This is a genomic window from Amycolatopsis sp. NPDC051102, from assembly GCF_040682815.1.
In the GTDB taxonomy this organism is placed as follows: domain Bacteria; phylum Actinomycetota; class Actinomycetes; order Mycobacteriales; family Pseudonocardiaceae; genus Amycolatopsis.
Genome location: NZ_JBFBBT010000013.1, coordinates 181427 through 200009, shown reverse-complemented (window position 1 = coordinate 200009; position 18583 = coordinate 181427). Strand labels below are relative to the sequence as shown.

Genomic DNA, 18583 nt, shown 5'->3' with positions numbered 1-18583 from the left:
CGCCTTGAATGCCGCCGTGGCAATTGTCTATCGAGGAGAATTCATGCTGAAGAAAATCGGCTTCGTCGCCGTCGCCATGGCGGCCGGAGCGTTGGTCACCGGCGGGATCGCGTCCGCGGGCACGCCGGCCGACGAGCACGGCCACCGCCAGGGTCACCCCGGGTACGGGTACGACTCCACCGGCCAGGTCGGCCTGCTGAACCTGGACAACACCGACGTGCTGCACAACGTCCAGGCCACCCTGGGTGTCTGCAACAACGACATCAACGTGCTCGGCGTCCAGGTTCCGCTGCACGACACGCTGAACGGCATCGGCGTGCCGATCCTGTCGCCGGGCGCGAGCGAGGCGGCCGGCGAGTCGCCGTACAACTGCGCCTCGAGCGGTCTCGCCGACGGTGGGACCAGCCAGGGCAACTGAGTTCCGCGGCGGCGGGAACGCCGCCGGGGTTTTCGAAAGCCGGCAACGGCAACCTGGTGCCACAGTTTCGCCGTTTCCCACGGTGGGCCCATGAGGAGTTCTTTCCCGTGATCAAGCAACTCGGGTTCGGTGCGACCGCGCCGGTCGCCGGGCCGGCCGCGTTCGGCGGCTCTGCCTCCGCGACCGACATCGTCGTCGACATCGTCAACGTGCTCGGGATGCAGGTCCCGGTGCACGAAGTGGCCGGCGCGTCGCCGGAGAACTGTGCCGGGAACGGCGCCTCGGCAGGCGGGACCGCTCAGGGCGGCTGACCGGAACCAGGAGGAAGCCGCCGCGTGGATGCACTTTCCACGCGGCGGCTTTTCGTTTGCGGAAAAGAAGGCCTGGACGAGTGGAGCACCACGGTGGCCGCACGGGGGAGGCCGACCCGGTTGCCGAAACCGCGCAGCTGTGCCGGGGAAGCGTTCGCCGTGCTGGTCGCCGTTTCCCAGCAGAGCAACGTGAAGCTCCGCGACCCGGACGCTGAACGCGCGGTGCGCGCGGCGTTCTGCGAGCACATGCGATGAGACCGGGGAACCGGCGAGGCGAGGCGTCGCCCGGCTGCGGGGTCGGCTGGAGGTTCGTACCTCGCCGGTTCTCCGGCCGGATATCCGCTCCGGGGGTCAGCGGAACGAAATCCTTGACCAGAGAATACGGCCCGCGCCCCGGTTCCGTCGCTTTTCTCCGGGTGGTTGTGCGGTGAACGGGTGTGCGAATCGGGCCGCCGGCATCGGGTCGATTTTCCGGTCGGCAAACCCCGCTGACCCGATCGGGCCATCAATTCGCGGTCAGAGACCCGCGGCGCCCACCCGATGGTGGATCGAAGTGGAATTCACCCACTTGTCCCAGTACCTTTCCCTCACGCGGGACGGAGAAACACACACCTCGCCGCCGTCCTGTCCGATGCACCGTCAATTCTAGGAGAACTCATGCTGAAGAAGGTTGGTTTCGTCACGGCGGCCATGGCGGCCGGCGCTTTCCTCGCCGGTGGCGTCGCGGCCGCCGGTACGCTGGACGGTCACGACCACCACCCCGGTGGTCACACCGGCCAGCTCGGCCTGCTCAACCTGAACGACACCGACGTGCTGCACAACGTCAACGCCACGCTTGGCCTGTGCGACAACGACATCAACGTCCTCGGCGTTCAGGTGCCGCTCCACGACACGCTCAACGGCATCGGCATCCCGATCCTGTCGCCGGGTGAGCACGAGGCCGAGGGCGAGTCCCCGTACAACTGCGCGTCGAGCGGCCTCGCCGACGGCGGCACGGACCAGGGCCACTGAGCCTCCGCGCCGCGGCCGCCCGTTGTGTGTGCGGAAGCCGGCCGGGGCGCGGAATCCGGCGCCGCGCGTGACGTCGTGGGGCGTGCCCGGAACAGGGAGCGAGCTGCACACTCCGGTTCCGTGTCCCAGGCGCGCAGCGACGCAGTGTGACGCCGGCACGGGTGGGACCGGACCACCGGAGTGGACCGGTCCCACCCGGCGCTGAGATCGCCGCACCGTTTCCGACGGTGCGGCGATTTTGTTTTGTCAGCGTCTCGGGGTGGTGCCCACCTCGAGCACGATGTCGAGCAGGGCGGCCTGTTGCGCGGCACCGGCGCGGGTGTAGCCAGGCGACGCGGTCACGGCGCGGCGAAGGTCGTCAGGGTCGGCGGTGCCGGTGTCGAACCCGGCGACCCGGGTCACGTCGATCGGGCCTCGGCACTGTGTTTCCACGCGAAAGTTCTCCTGCTGTCGGGCGTGCGGTCCGTACCCTCGTTATCGCTCCGTTACCGGCGGTGTTACCGGATCCGTGTCGCTCGGTCAGGTGAGAGCCGGGCAATGAGGCAGCTGTCTCGTAAGCTGTCCCGGTGAGTCATTCGACGGACCCGCGGGCCGCGCGGAGCCGGGAGGCGATGCTGGCCGCGGCGCGGCGGCTGCTGGCCGGGGAAGGGCTCGACGCCGTCACGCACCGGCGGGTCGCGCTCGAGGCCGGAGTCGGGCGGGCCACCGTCTACCGGCACTGGGCGAGGGCCGACCAGCTCCTGCTCGACGCCATGGGAGGCGCCGACCTCCCGCTGTTCCGCGATCCCGCTGTGCCGGTGCGGCCGTGGCTGGTCCGGCAGCTGCGGCGGATGGCCGACGAGCTCGCCGTCCCGGCCGTCGCCGCCGTGGCGCTCTCCCTGGCGCAGTCCGCGCTGGGTGATCCGGTGGCGGCCGCGCGGCAGGACGAGTCCGTCCGCACCATCACCGACCGCATCGACACCGCCGTCCGGCTGGCCGTGGCCGCCGGGGAGCTCGAGACCGACGCCGAGCCGGCGGATCTGTGCGCCCTGCTCGTCGGGCCGCTCGTCTACCGGGCCGCGATGCAGCGGCGGCCTGCCTCCGACGAGTTCATCGCGCGGCTCGTCGACAGCGCCGGGACCTGGCGGAGCTAGCTCGCCGCGATCGCCGTGACGGCGAACCCGAAGTGGGCCACCATCGCGCCCACGCGGAGCCAGTCCGTGCGTACCAAGCGGGCGATCGCCGCGCCGTCGGCGGTTTCGCGGATGTGCAGCTGGATCGGCAGCTGGATCACCGCGAACGAAAGCCAAGACGCGCTCAGGGCCGCCAAGCCCGCCCAGAGCGGCCACGACGGAACGGTGTCCGGTGCCGCCGCGAGCATGACGACCACCAGCGCCGTCAACAGCGTCTTCGGGACCACGTAGACGATGCCGCTGCCGTGGCCCTGGCTCGTCTGGACGCGCCGGAACTCCCCGGGACCGACGGCCGCCCAGCCGGAAAAGACCGCGAAATGCTCCATCAGGCAGCCCGCCAGGCAGTACGCGGACAGCATTCCGTAGCCGAGCAACCAGGACGCAGCAGACAACGAAGATCTCCTCGGTGCGATTCTGTGAGACGCCTGTCTCGTAGAACGGCATCGTGGCACGCGGGGCACTATGAGTCAACTGTCTCACTGTGCGAAAGTTTCGCGGCCGGCCGGCCCGTTGACGTCGCCGGGCTCGCATGGTTACCGTGGTAGCTCGCCTGGGAGCGCTCTCAGGATTGGGCCGGCACCACGGCCGATCGAGCACAGCGCGGAACGACTGAATCCCGAGGTCCGAAAATGAAACTTCCGTCGAGAACGGCCCTTCGCGCCGCACTCGGGGCCACCTTCTCCGTCCTCACCGTGGGCGCCGCGGTCCTCACCGCGAGCCCGGCGAGCGCGGCGGCCACGCTGGGCGCGTCCGCCGCGCAGAGCGGGCGCTACTTCGGCACCGCCGTCGCCGCCGCCAAGCTGTCCGACAGTACCTACACGTCCATTTTGGACCGTGAGTTCAACATGGTGACACCGGAAAACGAAATGAAGATGGACGCCACCGAGCCGGCGCAGGGGCAGTTCAGCTACGGCAACGCCGACCGGATCGTCGACCACGCGCTGAGCCACGGCATGCGGGTGCGCGGCCACAACCTCGCCTGGCACCAGCAGCAACCGGGCTGGATGCAGGGGATGGAGGGCGCGCCGCTGCGCCAGGCCCTGCTCAACCACGTCACCCAGGTCGCCACCCACTACCGCGGGAAGATCTACGCCTGGGACGTCGTCAACGAGGCGTTCGCCGACGACGGGTCGGGTGGCCGCCGCGACTCCAACCTGCAGCGGACCGGGAACGACTGGATCGAGGCGGCCTTCCGCGCCGCGCGCGCCGCCGACCCGGACGCCAAGCTCTGCTACAACGACTACAACATCGAAGACTGGTCGGCGGCCAAGACGCAGGGCGTCTACCGGATGGTGCAGGACTTCCGCTCCCGCGGGGTGCCGATCGACTGCGTCGGCTTCCAGTCCCACTTCGGCAACGGCGGCCCGCCGGGCAGCTTCCGGACGACGCTGGCCGGGTTCGCCGCTCTCGGCGTCGACGTGCAGCTGACGGAACTCGACATCGCCCAGGCGCCGCCGGCCGCCTACGCCGCCACCACCACCGCGTGCCTGAACGTGCCGCGCTGCACCGGCATCACCACCTGGGGCATCCGCGACTCCGATTCCTGGCGCTCGGGCGAGAACCCGCTGCTCTTCGACGGCGGCGGCAACAAGAAGGCGGCGTACACCAGCGTCTTGGACGCGCTCAACGCGGCACCGCCGGTCACGACGACCCCGAGCACGCCCACCACGACCCCGACCACCACGACGACGACGCCGACCCCGACCACCACCACGACGCCGACCACCACGACCACCGCGCCGCCGCCCGGCGGGTGTTCCGCGACGGTCTCGCTGAACGCCTGGAACGGCGGGTTCGTCGCGACCGTGCGGGTCACCGCCGGTTCGGCGGACCTCGCGGCCTGGACGGTGACGCTCACCGTGCCCGCCGGCGCCCAGGTGACCAACGCCTGGAACGTCCAGCACAGCGGCGACAGCTGGTCGAACGTGAGCTACAACGGCCACGTCCCGGCCGGGCAGTACACCGAGTTCGGCTTCCAGGCCAGTGGGTCCGGGACGCCGGTGGTGACGGGCTGCGCCTGAGGCGCGGCCGGCGAGCGGGTCCGCCGCCTCCGGGAGGGAGGGCGGCGGACCCGGTGTCGCTCAGGTGCGGGCCCACTTCTGGTTCGCCTGTCCGTTGCAGGTCCAGAGGATCGCGTGCGTCCCGTTGGCCGTCGCCGCGCCTTCGACGTCCAGGCACAGTCCGGAGTGGACATTGCGCACGGAACCGTCCTGGCCGAACGTCCACTTCTGGTTGTCCTGCCCGCCGCACGGCCAGCTGAGCACGCGGGTGCCGTTGGTGGTTCCCGCGCGGTCGGCGTCGAGGCACATGTCGCCGAAGACCCGGACTTCGCCGTTCGGCCAGCTGGTCCACAGCTGGTTCGCGGCGGTCTGGCAGTCCCAGATCAGCGTGCCCGCGCCCGCGGCCGTCGACGCGTTGTCGACGTCGAGGCACCGGCCCGATCCCGCGTCCCGCAGCCGCGAAGTCGTGCTCGCCACCGGTGAACCGCCGGACACCCGGTAGGCGGCGACGCCGTGCGCCGGCACGCTCGCGGTGATCGTGCCCGCCGTCGCCGACGTGCCGGCGGTCCACAGGTCGGTCAGCGTGAACGACGAGCCGGCGAGCCCGATCTGCGCCGCCGTCGTGCTGATGGTGGCGGTGGCGCCGCCGCGGTTGAGCAGCCCGATCGCGACCGACCCGTCGGCCAGCGGTTTCGCGAAGACCTCGGCGTTGCCGTCGTCGCGCACCCGGCGGCCGCCCGCGCCGAGCCGGTCCTGGTCGACCGCCAGCAGCCGCGGGTTCCGCAGGATCGCGCTGACGTCGGCGGACATCGTGCGGATGTCGTTGCCCGCCATCAGCGGTGCGGCCATCAGCGCCCACAGGGCGAAGTGCGCGCGGGATTCGGTCAGCGACAGGCCGGGCCGGCCGACCACCAGCATGTCCGGGTCGTTCCAGTGCCCGGGACCGGCCTGCGCGGCCAGCGGCGCGGTGACGTCGAGGACGTTGCCCACGCCCATCGGGTAGCTGTTGGTGTTGCCGTTCTGCCAGATGTCGAGCAGGTCCTCGGTGGTGCGCCAGAGGTCGGCGACCTGGCCCCAGTCGTACTTGTCGCCGGTGATGGCGTGGTAGCTGTTGGGGTTGATGCTGTAGACGATCGGGCGGCCGGTGGCCCGCAGCGCGTCCCGCATCAGGCCGAACCGCGCGACCTGCTCGTCGCGGGTGCCGGCGGGGGAGCACCAGTCGTACTTGAGGTAGTCGACGCCCCACGACGCGAACGTGCGGGCGTCCTGGGTCTCGTGGCCCTGGCTGCCGGTGGACCCGGGGTAGGTGCCGGTCCGCTGGGCGCACGTGCGGTCGGTGGGCACCTGGTAGATGCCGAACTTCAGGCCGCGGGCGTGGATGTAGTCGCCGAGCGCCTGCATGCCGCTGGGGAACTTCGACGAGTTGCCCCGCAACGCGCCTTGGGCGTCGCGCTGCGGGTCGAACCAGCAGTCGTCGACCACGACGTACTGGTAGCCCGCGTCGCGCATGCCGGAGGAGACCATCGCGTCGGCGGCTTGGTGGACGGTGGTTTCGCTGACGTTGCAGCCGAAGCTGTTCCAGCTGTTCCAGCCGAGCGGCGGGGTGAGCGCCGGGCTGCCGGGTGCGGCGACGGCGGCGGGCGTGGCCGGCGCCGCGGCGGACAACGCCAGTGCGGCGGCGATCGCGGCGAGCAGGTGGCGGGTGCGAGCGGGCATCGGTGCCCCTTCCGAGGTGTTAGCGTTAACACGACGTCCGGGTATGTATAGAGGAAGCGCCTGGCCCGCGTCCAGTCTCCGCCCGCCGGGCGGCGATTGCCAAACGTGTGCCCGGATGATTACAGTTCCGGTTCTGGGAGCGCTCCCACCCACGTCTGGCTCGACGACGAGGAGATGGAATGCGGGCAAGAAGAATCCGGACCGGTCTGGTGTTGCTGGCGGCGATGTCGCTCGGGGTGGCGGCGGGTTCCGTGCCCGCGTCCGCCGCGGACTACGAGCGGCTGCTCAACGGCACGTTCGCCGGCGGCACCATCGACCCGTGGTGGGCCGGGGCCGGGACCACCGGCCACGTCACCGGCGGCGAGTTCTGCACCGACGTCGCCGGCGGCACGGCCAACGGCTACGACGCGCTGGTCGGCCAGAACGGCGTCCCCTACGAGACGGGCCGCCAGTACACCCTGACGTTCGACGCGCACGCGACGACCACCCAGCAGATCTCCGCCGTCGCGGGCGAGGCCGTCTCGCCGTACCGGCAGATTTCGCGCACCGACCTGACGGTCACCCCGGCGACGCAGCACTTCACCGTCACCTTCACGTCCACTTTGGACTTTCCGAACGCGGGCAACGGGCAGCTGGCCTTCTGGTTCGGCGGCCAGGCCGCGGCCAACACGATCTGCCTGGACAACATCTCGCTGATCGGCGGCGTCATCCCGCCCGGCGGCCTGCCGCCGACGAGCGGCATCCGGGTGAACCAGGAAAGTTACCTGCCCGGCCTGCCCAAGCGCGCCACCGTGATCAGCGACTCGGCCACGCCGCTGACGTGGACGCTGAAGAGCTCCGCCGGCACCGCCGTGGCCACCGGCCAGACCCGGCCGCGCGGCGCGGACGCCCCCTCCGGCGAGAACGTGCACGAGATCGACTTCTCCGCCTACGACACGGCGGGCACCGGCTACACGCTGACCGTCGGCTCGGAGACGAGTTTCCCGTTCGACATCTCCGCGGACGGGCTGAAGAAGCTCCGCTACGACTCGCTGGCGTTCTTCTACCACCAGCGCAGCGGGATCCCGATCGACGCGCAGTACGTCGGAGCCGCTTACGCGCGTCCCGCCGGCCACCTCAACGTCGCGCCGAACCAGGGTGACAACAACGTGCCCTGCCGCTCGGACCTGAACTGCGGCTACACCCTCGACGTCCGCGGCGGCTGGTACGACGCCGGCGACCAGGGCAAGTACGTCGTCAACGGGGGCATCGCCGCCTGGGAACTGCTCGACGAGTACGAGCGCGCGCTGCGGGTGGGCGACGCGAGCGCGCTGGGCGACGGCAAGCTGGCGATCCCGGAGCGGGCCAACGGCGTCCCCGACATCCTGGACGAAGCCCGCTGGGAGGTCGACTTCCTGCTCGAGATGCAGGTGCCGGACGGCAAGCCGAACGCGGGCATGGTGCACCACAAGATCCACGACGCGCAGTGGACCGCCCTGCCCACCCGGCCCGACCAGGACAGCCAGCCCCGGCGGCTGTCGCCGCCGAGCACCGCGGCCACGCTGAACATGGCGGCGGTCGCCGCGCAGGCGTCGCGGCTGTGGCAGACCATCGACCCGGCGTACTCCGCGAAGCTGCTTGCCGCGGCCGAAAAGGCGTACGCCGCGGCCAAGGCCAACCCGAACGTGCTGGCCGACCCGAACGACGGCACCGGCGGCGGCACGTACAGCGACAACACCGTCAGCGACGAGTTCTACTGGGCGGCAGCGGAGCTGTACGCGACGACCGCGAAGAGCGCGTACCGCACCGACGTCACCGGCTCCCCGCTCTACCGCGGCGTCAGCTTCAACACCCACGGCTTCGACTGGGGCTCGACGGGCGCGCTCGGGGACATCACGCTCGCCCTGGTGCCCACCGACCTGCCGGCCGCCGACCTCGCGGCCATCAAGTCGGCGATCACCGCGACGGCCGACAGCCACCTGACGCAGATGGCGGGCATGGGTTACCCGGCGCCCTACCGGACGGCCGACGGCACGTACGAGTGGGGTTCCAACGGCCTGGTGGCCAACAACGGGGTGGTGCTCGCCCTCGCGTACGACTTCACCAAGCAGGCCAAGTACCGCGACGGCGCGTTCCAGGCCATGGACTACCTGCTGGGCCGCAACCCGGCGAACTACTCGTACGTCGCCGGCCACGGTGACCAGGCCGTGCAGAACGTCCACCACCGGTTCTGGGCGCACGAACTCGACGCGTCGCTGCCGACCGCCCCGCCCGGCGCGCTGTCCGGCGGGCCGAACAGCGGCCTGCAGGACCCGACCGCGGCCCGGCTGCTGACCGGCTGCGCACCCCAGCGCTGCTACGTCGACGACATCCAGGCGTACTCGGTGAACGAGGTCGCGATCAACTGGAACTCGGCGCTGGCCTGGCTGGCGAACTGGACGGCGGAGAAGTCGCCGTCGGCGGTGGACACCACCGCCCCGACCGCGGCGGGCACGCCGGCCGTCTCCGCCGTCTCCAGCACGGGAGCGACCGTGACCTGGGCGGCGGCATCGGACCCGGAGAGCGGCGTCAAGAACTACGACGTCGTCAGCGTGACCGGCTCCGCCCGCAAGGTGCTAGCCACCGTCACCGGGACGGCCGCGACGTTGACCGGGCTCACGCCGTCGACCGCGTACACCCTGGTCGTGGTGGCCCGCAACGGCGCGGGCCTCACCGGCACGGACTCCCCGGCCGCGCAGTTCACGACGCTGCCGGGCACCCCACCCGGCGGCTGCGCGGTGACGTACACGGCGAACACGTGGGGCGGCGGCTTCACGGCCGCGGTGACCCTCACCAACACCGGGGCCGCGGCCTGGTCCACCTGGACGCTGAAGTTCCCCTTCCCGGGCAGCCAGAAGGTGACCCAGGGCTGGTCGGCGACGTGGTCGCAGTCGGGCGCGGACGTCACGGCGGCGGCGATGCCGTGGAACGCGTCGGTGGCGCCCGGCAAGTCCGTTTCGATCGGCTTCAACGGCAGCTACACGGGCAGCAACCCGTCGCCGACGGCCTTCGCGGTGAACGGCAAGGCTTGCGGGTGACGGCCGGACGGGTGGTTCGCCCGGCGGACCGCCCGTCCATCCGCTAGCGTCATGCAGTGCGGGCAGGCGCGCCTCCTCCCCCTCGGCGCGTCTGCCCGCACTCTGCCGTCCGCGTGTCCGGTTTGGACCCGATCACCGGCCGGCGGCGCCGGTCATGATGGCGTCGATGATGCCCTGGTGGGTGACGGCGTAGGAACGCCGGTCGAAGAGGCCGAAGCCGTACTGGCCGTTGGCGCCGTTGTCCCAGTAGACGGTCGAGGCCCCGTACTTCTTGGCGGTGGCCACGACGGCGTGCGCGAAGTCGGCGCGGTACCGGTTGTTCGCCGGATCGGCCGCCGACTTGTCGATCGAGCCGTACTCGCCGACGACGGCCGGATAACCCTTGGCGACGAACGCGTCGTGCACCAGTTTCAGCTGGGCGTCCAGATAGTCTTCCTGACCCCAGGTCGACTTCTTCGCGGGATTGGTGGCGCCCCGGCCCCACTGCGTGATGGTCCCGTTTTCTTCGCCGGCGAAGTCCCACGGGCTGTAATAGTGCACGGAAATCATGAGCCGCTTCTCGGCGGCGGGGATCGAAGAAGAGCGGAACTGGTCGGTCGGCAGCACGAAACCGTAGTTCCCGGTGGTGTAGTCGATGTTCGTGTTCCAGCCGGGGACGAGCAGCCACCGCGAGCTGTTGTTCCCGCCGGTCTTGCGCACGGTGTCGACGAAGATCTGGTTGTAGGCGTTGATGTTCGAATAGCACGGCTGGGTCGGGGTGCCGTACTGCCCGTCGAACTCCTCGTTCATGGATTCGAGGATCAGGTGCTGGTCGTAGCCGGCGAACCGGGCGGCGACCTGCTGCCAGACCTTCTGGTACTTGGCCTTGATGGCCGGCTGCGCGGCGGAGTCGCAGATCAGCCAGGAGCCGGTGACGGTCTTGTAGCCGTCACCGTGCATGTTGACCAGCACGTAGAGGCCGCGGCGGTAGGCGTAGTCGACGACCTGCTGGATCCGGTTCAGCCAGGCGGCATCGACGGTGTAGCCCGGTCCGGCACCGATGGAGCCGAGGTAGGAGACGGGAATCCGGATCGTCCGGAACCCGGCGGCCTTCACTTTGTCGATCAGCGCCTGCGTCACGGCAGGCAGCCCCCAAGCGGTTTCGCTCGGAATCCCGTTGGCGTTGGCTTCCAGCTGGTTCCCCAGGTTCCATCCGGCACCCATGTCGGCCACCACCTGCGCGGCACCGGCCGAAGTGGCGGCCTCGGCCGGAGACTGGCCCCCCACCCCGGAAACGGCGGCGGCCGCCGCCAGCGCGGCGGCGAGGAAAACGGACCTGAGCTTCGTTGCTCTGGAAGTCATGGTGGTGGCCTCTCCTGGCATTGGTGGAGATATTCCAACATGACGGATACGGGCCGTCAATGCTCGTTGTGCGACAAGCAATCGCGATTGTCGAATGGATGGTCGAAGGAATCGAATAATCGAAAGAATCGACAAAAAGAGCTGTTCAGGAATCGTCGCCGGGCAGCTCGACGAGCACGACGGTGATGTTGTCGCGCCCGGACGCGTTCATCGCGGCGGCCCACAGCGACTTGACCACCCTGGCCGGTCCGCCGGGCCCGGCGAGCAGTTCTTCGATGGTCTCGTGGCCGACCAGGTCGCTCAGCCCGTCCGAACACAGGAGCAGCCGGTCGGCGACGGCGAGCCGCCCGGCGCGCGTCCGCAGCGGCGTGCCGTCGGTGCGTCCGCCGAGGCACCGGGACAGCCCGCCGAGCGGCCCGCGGTCGTCCGTGGACACCTGGCCCAGGTAACCGCCGCTCTCCACGTACACGCGCGAATCCCCGACGCCGAAGTGCGTGCCGCCGTCCGCGGTCAGCAGCACACCGGCGACCGTGGTCCCGAGCCCGGCGGTGGCCGGCTCGGACCGCCCCATGGCCAGCAGGTCCGTGTCGATCTGCACCAGCGCCGCCTCGACGCCGGTTTCGTCCCGGGGCGCGGCGGAGGCGAGCGTGCGGACGGCGTGCGCGGACGCGACGTCCCCGGCGGCGTGGCCGCCCATCCCGTCGGCGACCGCGACGAGAACCGGCGACGACAGCGGGACTTCGTGCGTGACGGGATCGGGAAGGCTGACCCCGCAGGCGGTGAAGGAGCCGACGACCACGGCGTCCTCGTTGGCTTCGCGCACGGCCCCGCGGTGCGTCAGCGTGGTGACCCGGACCCGCGCGGCGGCGCCCGCCGGCGTCACGACGGCCCGCCCGGGCCGAACTCCACCACGGCGACGACGTCGGAGGCGATGCGGAGCCGGTCGCCGTGCGCCAGCGCCGCGGTCTGGCCGCCCGGCACCGGGGTGTTGTTGACGAACGTGCCGTTCGTCGAGTGCTCGTCCCGCACCCAGCCGCGGCCGTCGGTGCCGACTCCGACGCTCGCGTGCCGCCGGGAGACGTTGTCGTGCCGGGCGAACAGCGCCGCCACCGGGGAATGCCCCGGGTCCCGGCCCAGCAGGACCGAACCGGGCTGCGGCACGTCGACCGCCTGTCCGGCGAACACCAGGCGCAGTGCCCCGTCCCCGCGCCGGGTCCGCGCCGCCGGCCGCCGGGTCAGCGGTTCGAGGCACTCGACGCAGACGAGGTTCGCCGGATCGGGGACGTCGGCGCCGCACGCCGGGCACCGGACCGCAGCGGGTTCCTCCGGCGCGGGCGCGGGCTCGCGAATCTCCGCGGGCCGGGATTCGTCCGCCTCGGCGAGCAGCATGCCGCACTTCTTGCAGAGGGTTTCGTCGTCGGTGTTTTCGGTGCGGCACGCCGGGCAGATCACGCCAGCCATGTGACGGCCTCCGCGGTGATCCCGCGCGCGGCCAGCCCGGCGCGCAGCCGGTCCAGGTCGCCGCGGCGGGGGATGCCGATCAGCCGGACGGCGTCCGCGTCCGCGGACAGCTGCATCGCGGGTGCCGGCGCCGCCGCCGACCGGCCGTAGCGCTCGGCGCCGAGCGGGGTGAGGGTGACGATCTCCTGGTTGTCCGAACCACGCAGTTCCGTGCCGCGGTTGCGGCGTTCGACGTACGGCCCGGCCACCACCGCGTCACAGCGGCGCAACGCGTCGGCGCAGTCCGCCCGGGCCGACAGGCGGGCGTGCGGATAGCCGGAGAAGACGAGCAGGTCGGCCGGCCGGTCGCGGCCGCGGCGCCACTCGTCCAGCTCGGCGAGGAGCGCGGCCAAGGCGAGCGGCTGCTGGAACGGTTCGCCGCCCGACACCGTGATCCCGTCGAGGGGACCGCCGAGCGAGCCGAGCCAGCGCACGACGGCCGCGGGCTCGACGTCCTCGCCCGCCGCGGGGTCCCAGGTGTCGCGGGACGCGCAGCCGGCGCAGCCGATCGTGCAGCCCTGCAGCCAGATCCCGGCCCGGACGCCGTGTCCGAGGACGGTGAGGGGGTGGTGCATCCGGTTGATGCGGACCGCGGTCATACCAGCTCCAGTTCCACGTCCGGGCCGTGCCGGGAGACGCCGGCGATCGTGACCCGCGTGCCGGCCGGGTAGTTGCGGTCGAACAGCTCCCGGGCGAGCGGGTTGATGAGGAACGATTCCAACGCGGTGCCGATGCCGCGGCCACCGTTGGCCAGGTTCGCCGTGCACCACTCGCGCAGCCGGTCGCGGGCCGGGCCGGCGACCTCGACGGTCACGTCCTGCTCTTCCAGCACCCGCCGGAGGATGTTGTCGAGCTGCTGGCCGAAGATCTCCGCCGCGGCGGCGGCCGAGACGAACCCGAACACGACGATGTTGTCCCCGAACCGGTTGAGCAGCTCGGGGCGCGAGAGCGCGGTGGTGAAGTGGTCGGCGATGGCCGCGCGGACCTTGACCTCCAGCACCTCGTAGGGCTCCTCCGGCGAGATGTTGGGTTCCCGCCGGCCCGTCGCGGGGTCGACCGTGCTCACCCCGAGGTTCGAGGTGAAGATCAGCACGCACTCGGAGAAGTACGTCGTGGCGCCGCGGCCGTCGCTGAGCCTGCCGTCCTCCAGGATCTGCAGGAACTTGTCGAGGATCCGCGGGTGCGCCTTCTCGATCTCGTCGAACAGGATGACCCGGAACGGCTGGCGGCGCACGGCGTTGGTCAGCTCGCCGCCCACCTCGTACCCGACGTAGCCCGGCGGCGCGCCGATCAGCCGGTCACCGGAGTGTTCCGCGGAAAACTCGCTCATGTCGAACCGCAGGTAGGCGCTCTCGTCGCCGAACACGAGGGAGGCCACGGCCTTCGCCAGCTCGGTCTTGCCGACGCCGGTCGGGCCGGCGAAGAACAGCACCCCGCGCGGCCGGTTCGAGGACACCCTCGCCTGGGCCCCGGACAGGCCGAGCGCGGCGCGCTTGAGGATGTCCAGCGTCTTGCGGACCGGGTGCTCCTGGCCGACGACCCTCTCCGACACGCTCTTCTCGCCGTCGGCGATCCGCTTGTGCAGGAAGCTCCGCCGCCAGGGGTTGTCCAGGACGCCGAGCTTGTACACCCGCACGGCGTCGGGCAGGTCCGACAGCTGCAGCCCGCGGTCGCGGGCCAGCCGCGTCACCCCGGACATGTCCCGCAGCGTCAGCCCTTCCGAACGTTCGGCGAACGCGTGGTACCGCTCGGCCGCGTCCGGGTCGCCGGTGCCGCCCAGCGACGGGCCGAGCAGCCGCGCGGTGTCCTCGCGGTCGCCGAGGTCGGGGCGGGGAAGCCCGATGACCCGGAACCGCTCGTTGTCCGCGGTGAGCCAGACCGGCAGGTCCAGCTCGCGGTCGACCAGCCACAGGATCGGGTTGTACAACGGGCTCGGCCGGTGCTCCGGCCCGGGCCCGGGCGCGGCGGTCCGCGAAAGCTTGAGGCAGAACAGGAAGAAGTCACGCTCGGCGGCGTCCAGCCGGGACACGTCGACGGCGAGCCGCGAGCCGTAGTCGATGAGGCACGCGGCCCGGCCCTTGCGGGGATCGGTGACGGCGGTGAGGTACCGCGGCAGCCGTTCCAGCGACGGCGGCTGACCCTTGGCGACGTCTTCCCCGAACACCCGCCGGGCGGCCTCGGCAGCCCGGCGGCCCCGGTCGTCGTCGGTCGACGGGTACACGGACAGGCCGTCGACCTGGTCGTACACCAGGAGGAACTCGTAGCCGCTGCGCTCGAACACCTGCCACAGCAGCTGCCGCAGCGGCACCAGCTGGGGCGCTCGCCCGGGCGAGCGCCGCAGGAAGACGTCCCGGATGTTGTCGTGCAGGACGTACTGGGCGTGGACGGCGAGCGTCGAGTCGATCTCGCGGATGAAGGCGGGCAGCTCCGGGCCGGTCACCGGTCACGCTCCCGGCGGCGCTGTTCGCGGGCGGGCACCGGCCGGCCGGCGCGCTTGGCCACCGGGACCACCCGTTCGCCGGGCGGGACCAGGTGCCGTTCGACGACGTGCATGCCGGAGCCGTCGAGGGCGGTGCGGAGCTTGGCGAGGTCGTCGCACCACTCCTCTTCCCGTTCGGCGTCTTCGCGGCGGGCATCGGCCCCGGGCCGGTCTTCGAGCCGGATGACCGCGGCGCGCACCTCGTCCTGGTTGATCACGAGCTGCACGGCGTGCTGCTGCCAGTCCGGGCGGACCAGCCGCAGCCGGTCCGGGTTGCCGGTCACGGTCGAGAAGCCCTCGTCGACGGTGTACCCCAAGTCGGCCAGCGTGTCCGCCACGGAGGCCCGCACGTAGCTGTGTTCGAGTTCGCGGCGGACGTGTTCGGCGGCCTGCGCGGCCCGGGCCCGCAGCCCGGCGTCCAGCGGCCGCTGCGCCGCCACCACCGACTCCAGCTCGGCGCGCACCGGGCCGGCGGGGATCGCCTGCAGCAGCCGGGCCGCCGAAATCGCGTCGGCCCGGCGGGTGCGGGCCCGCGCGTCGGCCCGCTGTACCCGCAGCCGCAGTTCTTCCAGCAGGGTGTCCGGATCGACGTCCGGCCGCGGCACGGCGACCTGCGCGGCGGCCGCGAGCACCTTCGCGCGTTCTTCGGCGGTGGCGTCGGGCGTGAGCCGGCCGAGGATGCGGGTCACGGCGGCGAGCGCGGCCGGCGGCGTGGCGCGCTGCCGTGCCGCCTTGCGGGCCATCGCTTCGTGGTACTTGTCGAACGCTTCCTGCGCGGTGACCGGCCGTTCGAGGTCGATCGTGTGCCGCAGCACCGAAAGCACGGCAGCCTCGGTGCGCTGCCGCAGGTCCCGCTCGAACCGGTCGAGCTGCGCGCGGGTCGCCGAGCACCAGGCCGCCAGCTCCGCGGGCGACTGCGCGCACGGGGTGAGCGGACGCGGCAGCCCGGCCGCCAGGTCGGCGGGGGCGTGGCGGCGCAGGACTTCGATCCGCGCGTTGAGGTCGATCACGCCGCGGGCGGCGGACTCCCACGCCAGCAGCGCGGCGTGCCCGGCCTCCCACTCGGCCCGGTTCCGCTCGGCCCGGTCCCCGATCCGGGTGAGGCCGGCGCCGAGCAGGTCGACCGAGCGGGCCGCGACGAGCGCGCCGGCCTGGACGCCGCGGGCGGCCAGCCAGACCGATCCGCCGACCACCGCCACCACCGCGACGCCGATCATGCCTTCGCCACTCATCGCGCACCTCTGTCCGTTCGCGTCGTCATCGGGTCATCGCCTCGTGGTGTTCCGCCTGGTGGGCCGCCGACCAGCGGCGGTGCCGGACCGCCGCCCAGGCGACGTGCGCGATCGCGGCGGCGACAGCCGCGATCGGGGTGAGCCAGGGCAGGAACGCGAGCGCCACCAGCGTCAGGGCGATCACCACGGCCCAGAAGCCCGGCGACCGGCGCAGCCTGCCGCCGGTCCGGCCCATGGCCACCTGAAACGCCTGCCACAGCGAATACCGCGGGTGGTAGTCGGCGGCCATCAGGTAGGCGAGGACCCACTCGGCCGCGAAGTGGGTCATCACCGGCACCGACACCAGCCCGAGCGCCGGGGTCTTCGCGGACAGCGCCACGACGAGCAACCAGAGCCCGCCCAGCACCGCGGCCCCGGCGGCGGCGCGGCCCACGGCCCCGGCGCGGCCGGCTTCGCGCTGCCGCTCGTGGTCGGCCCACGCCGCCCGGCGGCCTTGCTCGATGCGTCTGACCCGCTCCTCCTCGAGCACGATCTGCTGCGCTTCGGCCTGCGCGACGCCGGAAGCGAACAAGGCGGCGTAGGAGCGGACCGGGTCGTCACCGGCCCAGCGGAGCAGGTCGGTGAACCAGCCGACGGGCACCGGGAGCCGGTTCGCCCGGCGGGCGAGTTCACGCCGCCAGTCGTCCCCGCACGGCGCCCCGGCCGCCCGTTCGAGCATCGCGGCGCGCGCGACGGACCGGTGCTGCGTCCGGTAGGCGTTCGCCAGCCGGGGATTGCGTTTCAGCGTCGCGACGGCCGTGCGGAGCTCGCCCACGGCGGCGGTCCACCGGGCGGCCACCGGTGCCAGTTCGGCGCCGCCCTCGAAGCCGGCGAGCACGTCCAGCAGGCGGCCGTCCCAGAGCTCGTCGACGATCTCGCGGTTCCGCTCGGTGCGGGCGTCCCCGTCCGGCCCGTCCTGCGCCCGTCTCGCCAGCTGACGCAGCTTCGCCGGGTCGACGACGGCCTGGCGGTAGACCGGCGGCTGCTGGGGGTTGAGCCCGCCCAGCAGCCGGAGCAGCTTCACGTTCGGCGTCTCGGCGCTCCGCTCGAGCCGGTCGAGCAGTTCGAGCCGCTCCTCGACCACGCCGACCGGGTACTGGTCCGGGTTGTCGAACTGGTGCAGCCACTGCGTCAGCGCGGTCCACGACGGACTGGGCGAGATCCCGTACCGGCGGGCTGCGAGTTCCCAGTCCAGGGCCATCGCGACCGCGAGGCTTTCCGGGTCGCGGAACCGGCGGCCGCCGAACTCGAACTCGGTCGCGTCGACGGGCACCCGCCGGTCGGGCACCTTCGGCGAATCGCCCGCCAGCCACAGCCGGACCTGCTCGCCGCCCCAGCGCTTGGTGTCGTCGGAGACGAGCAGGCCGGCGCACAGGCGGTTGAGCCGGGCGTCGGCGATCGCGTCGACCGGCACCGGCTTCGTCGAGACGAACTTCTGGATCACGAGGTCGTCGAGCCCGTGGAACGGCTGCTGCCCGGTCACCAGCTCGAGGACCACGACACCGAGCGACCACCAGTCCAGCGCGGGCGAGACGTGCCCGGTCCAGGCTTCGGGCGCGGCGTAGGCGGCGGTCCGGGCCACGCCGGTGAAGTGCGTGGTGCTGTTGAGCCGGCGGCTGAGGCCGAAGTCGGCCAGCACCAGCTCGACCGCCGGGCTGCGGCCCCGGACGAGGACGTTCTCCGGTTTCAGGTCGCGGTGGGTGATCCGCCGCCGGTGCAGGGCCGTCAGGCCGTCGGCGAGCTGCCGCACGATCTCGGTGACGCTCTTGGTGTCGAACGCGTGCTTTCCGGCGCCGGCTTCGCGCAGGCTCCCGCCGGGCAGGTACTCCATCAGCTCGAAGACCCGGCCGTCGGCCAGCGTCCCGGTTTCCACGATGCGCACGACGTGCTTCGAGCGGATCGAGGCGAGCTGGGCCCACACGTCGGCGTCCGGCCGGATGTGCCGGTGGTAGACCTTGAGCACCAGGTCGGTGCCGCGGTGCGCGGAGTCGGTGACCTTGACCAGCTGCGCCTCACCGCCGGCGGAAGGCAGCGCCTGGAACGCGCTCAGCCGGGCGGCCAGCGCGGCCGGCAGCACGTCGGGGGACAAGGCGGGCCAGGACGAAGACGCCGTCGGCGGATCGGCTTCCCGCCGGGTCGCGTCGGGCTCGTCCTCGCGGCGGGTGGCACCGGGGCCGGGGGTTCCCTCGCGGCGGGTGACGCCGGGCTCGCGCCGGGTCTCGCCGGAGCCGGCCGGGACCGGGCCGCCGTCGGCGGGGTCGCCGTCATGCGCGTTCGGCTCGGCCATCCGATCCTTCCTCCGCCTCTC

At 72.1% G+C, this 18583-nt stretch carries 17 protein-coding genes; 7 read left to right on the top strand and 10 right to left on the bottom strand.

Annotated elements, in window-relative coordinates:
- The first annotated feature begins 43 nt into the window (after positions 1-43).
- From AB0M93_RS31600 to AB0M93_RS31585, 4 genes are all read left to right on the top strand, one after another.
- On the top strand, positions 44-418 hold the full coding sequence (locus tag AB0M93_RS31600; RefSeq protein WP_364279987.1) for a hypothetical protein: 375 nt from the start codon (positions 44-46) through the stop codon (positions 416-418).
- 107 nt (positions 419-525) lie between these two features.
- Positions 526-729, top strand: a complete 204-nt coding sequence (locus AB0M93_RS31595) for a hypothetical protein (RefSeq protein WP_364279984.1) — start codon at positions 526-528, stop codon at positions 727-729.
- 120 nt (positions 730-849) lie between these two features.
- A complete protein-coding gene (locus AB0M93_RS31590; protein ID WP_364279981.1) occupies positions 850-984 on the top strand; it encodes a hypothetical protein in 135 nt (44 codons plus the stop codon).
- 402 nt (positions 985-1386) lie between these two features.
- Entirely contained in the window at positions 1387-1740 is a 354-nt protein-coding gene (locus AB0M93_RS31585) for a hypothetical protein (RefSeq protein ID WP_364279978.1), read from the top strand.
- A 246-nt stretch (positions 1741-1986) separates the two neighbouring features.
- Here AB0M93_RS31585 and AB0M93_RS31580 read toward each other — a convergent pair whose 3' ends face one another.
- Positions 1987-2172, bottom strand: coding sequence for a hypothetical protein (locus AB0M93_RS31580; protein WP_364279975.1), 186 nt, complete (start codon positions 2170-2172; stop codon positions 1987-1989).
- Positions 2173-2306: 134 nt separating this feature from the next.
- On the opposite strand from AB0M93_RS31580, the gene AB0M93_RS31575 reads away from it, so the two are divergent.
- A complete protein-coding gene (locus tag AB0M93_RS31575) occupies positions 2307-2873 on the top strand; it encodes a TetR/AcrR family transcriptional regulator (RefSeq protein WP_364279972.1) in 567 nt (188 codons plus the stop codon).
- Here AB0M93_RS31575 and AB0M93_RS31570 read toward each other — a convergent pair.
- Positions 2870-3304: a hypothetical protein gene (locus AB0M93_RS31570; RefSeq protein WP_364279969.1), complete on the bottom strand. Its 435-nt coding sequence runs from the start codon at positions 3302-3304 to the stop codon at positions 2870-2872. The two genes, AB0M93_RS31575 and AB0M93_RS31570, sit on opposite strands and share 4 nt — an antisense overlap.
- Positions 3305-3541: 237 nt before the next feature.
- On the opposite strand from AB0M93_RS31570, the gene AB0M93_RS31565 reads away from it, so the two are divergent.
- On the top strand, positions 3542-4933 hold the full coding sequence (locus AB0M93_RS31565; RefSeq protein WP_364279966.1) for an endo-1,4-beta-xylanase: 1392 nt from the start codon (positions 3542-3544) through the stop codon (positions 4931-4933).
- Positions 4934-4993: 60 nt separating this feature from the next.
- On the opposite strand, the gene AB0M93_RS31560 is transcribed toward AB0M93_RS31565, so the two are convergent.
- On the bottom strand, positions 4994-6628 hold the full coding sequence (locus AB0M93_RS31560; RefSeq protein ID WP_364279963.1) for a ricin-type beta-trefoil lectin domain protein: 1635 nt from the start codon (positions 6626-6628) through the stop codon (positions 4994-4996).
- A 179-nt stretch (positions 6629-6807) separates the two neighbouring features.
- Between AB0M93_RS31560 and AB0M93_RS31555 the strand changes: the two genes are divergently transcribed.
- Entirely contained in the window at positions 6808-9684 is a 2877-nt protein-coding gene (locus AB0M93_RS31555) for a glycoside hydrolase family 9 protein (protein ID WP_364279960.1), read from the top strand.
- A gap of 132 nt (positions 9685-9816) precedes the next feature.
- On the opposite strand, the gene AB0M93_RS31550 is transcribed toward AB0M93_RS31555, so the two are convergent.
- From AB0M93_RS31550 to AB0M93_RS31520, 7 genes are all read right to left on the bottom strand, one after another.
- Positions 9817-11025, bottom strand: coding sequence for a glycoside hydrolase family 5 protein (locus AB0M93_RS31550; RefSeq protein ID WP_364279957.1), 1209 nt, complete (start codon positions 11023-11025; stop codon positions 9817-9819).
- A gap of 145 nt (positions 11026-11170) precedes the next feature.
- Positions 11171-11908 carry a protein phosphatase 2C domain-containing protein gene (locus AB0M93_RS31545; RefSeq protein WP_364279954.1) on the bottom strand — a complete coding sequence of 246 codons (738 nt, stop codon included), beginning with the start codon at positions 11906-11908 and terminating at the stop codon, positions 11171-11173.
- Positions 11905-12486 carry an FHA domain-containing protein gene (locus AB0M93_RS31540; RefSeq protein WP_364279951.1) on the bottom strand — a complete coding sequence of 194 codons (582 nt, stop codon included), beginning with the start codon at positions 12484-12486 and terminating at the stop codon, positions 11905-11907. Before AB0M93_RS31540 ends, AB0M93_RS31545 begins: the two co-directional genes overlap by 4 nt.
- Entirely contained in the window at positions 12474-13124 is a 651-nt protein-coding gene (locus tag AB0M93_RS31535) for a 4Fe-4S single cluster domain-containing protein (RefSeq protein ID WP_364279948.1), read from the bottom strand. Before AB0M93_RS31535 ends, AB0M93_RS31540 begins: the two co-directional genes overlap by 13 nt.
- Entirely contained in the window at positions 13121-14965 is a 1845-nt protein-coding gene (locus tag AB0M93_RS31530) for an AAA family ATPase (RefSeq protein WP_364279945.1), read from the bottom strand. The genes AB0M93_RS31535 and AB0M93_RS31530 overlap by 4 nt, the downstream gene beginning before the upstream one ends.
- A complete protein-coding gene (locus tag AB0M93_RS31525; protein WP_364279942.1) occupies positions 14962-16236 on the bottom strand; it encodes a hypothetical protein in 1275 nt (424 codons plus the stop codon). Before AB0M93_RS31525 ends, AB0M93_RS31530 begins: the two co-directional genes overlap by 4 nt.
- Positions 16237-16261: 25 nt before the next feature.
- Positions 16262-18562, bottom strand: a complete 2301-nt coding sequence (locus AB0M93_RS31520; RefSeq protein ID WP_364279939.1) for a protein kinase — start codon at positions 18560-18562, stop codon at positions 16262-16264.
- Positions 18563-18583 lie beyond the last annotated feature (21 nt).